This is a genomic window from Amycolatopsis sp. SID8362, from assembly GCF_010550475.1.
In the GTDB taxonomy this organism is placed as follows: Bacteria; Actinomycetota; Actinomycetes; order Mycobacteriales; family Pseudonocardiaceae; genus Amycolatopsis; species Amycolatopsis eburnea.
Genome location: NZ_JAAGNB010000259.1, coordinates 1 through 1,979, shown reverse-complemented (window position 1 = coordinate 1,979; position 1,979 = coordinate 1). Strand labels below are relative to the sequence as shown.

Sequence of the window (1,979 nt, the reverse complement as noted above, 5' to 3'; positions counted from 1 at the left end):
CCGCGCGGCGCCCGGCGACCGCCCACCGCTCGGCCAGCTCGCGCAACACCGCCGGGCGTCCACGGGCCACATCCAGCACCGCGGCCTCCACCGAGGGCGGCAGCTCGCCCAGCACCTGCCGCACCAGCGTCGCCATCTCAACCGGCGGCAACGGCGCCAGCGGAATCCGGTGCCCCCGGGCCAGCGGCTCGTACGTGGTCGCGACCAGCAGCACCGGCAGCTCGCCGACCCGTCCGGTCATCTCCGCGAACCACCGCAGCGACCACTCGTCCGCCCACTGCAGATCATCGACCGCCAGCACCAGCGCCCGCTCACCGGCGAGCGCGGCGAACGTGTCGCACAACCGCCCGGCCGCGCCGTCACGATCCTCGAGGCAGACGCCTACCAGCTCACCGAACTCCGCGGGCGGCAGCAAAGCGGCCGCGAGCTGCGTCACCGCCCCGAACGGGATCCCGTCGGGCACACACGAAGCCAAAGCCGAACCCGCGCCGAGGACCCGCGAAAGGAGCACCGTCCGCCCGGTCCCCGCCGCGCCCGAGATCCCCGCCGTCGCGCCGTTTCCCCGCGCCAGTCCCGCGATCAGGTCGTCGAGCGCGCTCACCGCGCGTTCCCGGCCGACGAGACGCGAATCGTGCACGGGGTGACCTCCTCCGGCCGGTTGGTCTCGAACCGGACCGAGGCAGCCTAAGCCGCCTCAGCGGGGGTGACAGCGGGGCGAGCGCCGGAGGCGGGAGCTCTGCCCGCGCGGCCAGGATTCCCGGGCACACGCGGGCAATCCGCGACCAACCGTGACTCAGCGGTCGCGCAACGCTTCCGCCAGCTCGGCGCGGCCGCCGATGCCGAGTTTCCGGTAGACGCTCGTCAGGTGCACCTCGACCGTGCGCTGGGTGATGAACAACGACTCGGCGATCTCCCGGTTGGTCGCGCCCTCCGCGGCCCGCTCGGCGACCCGCCGCTCGCTGCCGCTCAGTGCGTCCGACGGCGAATCCGTGCCGTGGCGCATCCGGCCGCCCGCCTCGGCCAGCGCCGGCAGCGAAAGCCCGAGCTGCTGCTTGTCCCGGCTCCGCACGGAAAGGTCGATGGACCGGCGCAGCCGTTCCCGCGCGCCCTCGGCGTCGCCGCGCGCCAGCAGCCGCCTGCCGAGGAGGTATTCCGCCTTCGCCAGCTCCACTTTCGCGGGCGTGTCCGCCAGGAGCCCGGCCGCGGCGTGCAGCCGCTCGATCGCCGCGTCGCCGGTGGCGAGCACCCCGCGCGACGTCTCGAGCATGCCCAGTGCCCGGTTGGTGCCCCAGCGGCGGACCGCCGGTTCGACCTCGTCGAGCACGGCCTCCCCCTTGGCGGTCCGGCCGAGCCCGGCCAGCAGCTCCGCCGATTCGTACCACCACGGCGCCAGCACGGGGTTGCCGATCCCGTTGCCCGTCAGGCTTTCCCCGCACGTCCGCAGCACCGCGAGCGCTCCTTCGACATCGCCGAGCGCGGCCCTGGCGCGGGCTTTCGCGATCAGGGACCAGTGGTATTCGAGGGTGAAGTCCCCGAACCGGGGCCGCGCGATCGCGGCCAGCGTCTCCTCGGCCCCGGCCGGGTCGCCCTGGCGCACGAGCAGCGAGGCCAGCACGGTCTGCGGCATCGCCGTGCCCGGCGCCCAGCGCTCCTGCATGATGACGTCGAACGAGTACTGCGCGTCCGCCAGCGCGTCGGTGAGGTTGCCGCAGAACTGGTGGACGAGCGCGCGCGTGGTCGCGCCGAGGACGTAGGTCCAGCCCTGGCCGTGGCGCTGCGCGTGGTCGAGCACGCCGCCGAGCGCCGCCAGCGCGGGCTCGGGCCGGTCGGCGAGGTAGAGGGTGAGCACGGCGCCGAGCACGGCCCAGCCGCCCGGGGCGACGTCGCCGATGTGCAGCACCTGCGCGGCCTGGGCGACGACCTCGTCGGCGGGCCGGCCCTGCAGGGTGCCCAGCGACGAGAGCATGCCGAGCAGCTCG

2 protein-coding genes are annotated in these 1,979 nt (G+C 74.8%); both read right to left on the bottom strand.

Annotation, left to right across the window (positions count from 1 at the left end):
* Positions 1–637: ATP-binding protein (locus tag G3I65_RS08860; RefSeq protein WP_160695661.1), on the bottom strand; the 637-nt coding region annotated here is incomplete at its 3' end.
* A 156-nt stretch (positions 638–793) separates the two neighbouring features.
* A partial coding sequence (locus G3I65_RS08855) for a LuxR family transcriptional regulator (protein ID WP_239070878.1) occupies positions 794–1,979 on the bottom strand: 1,186 nt, incomplete at its 5' end.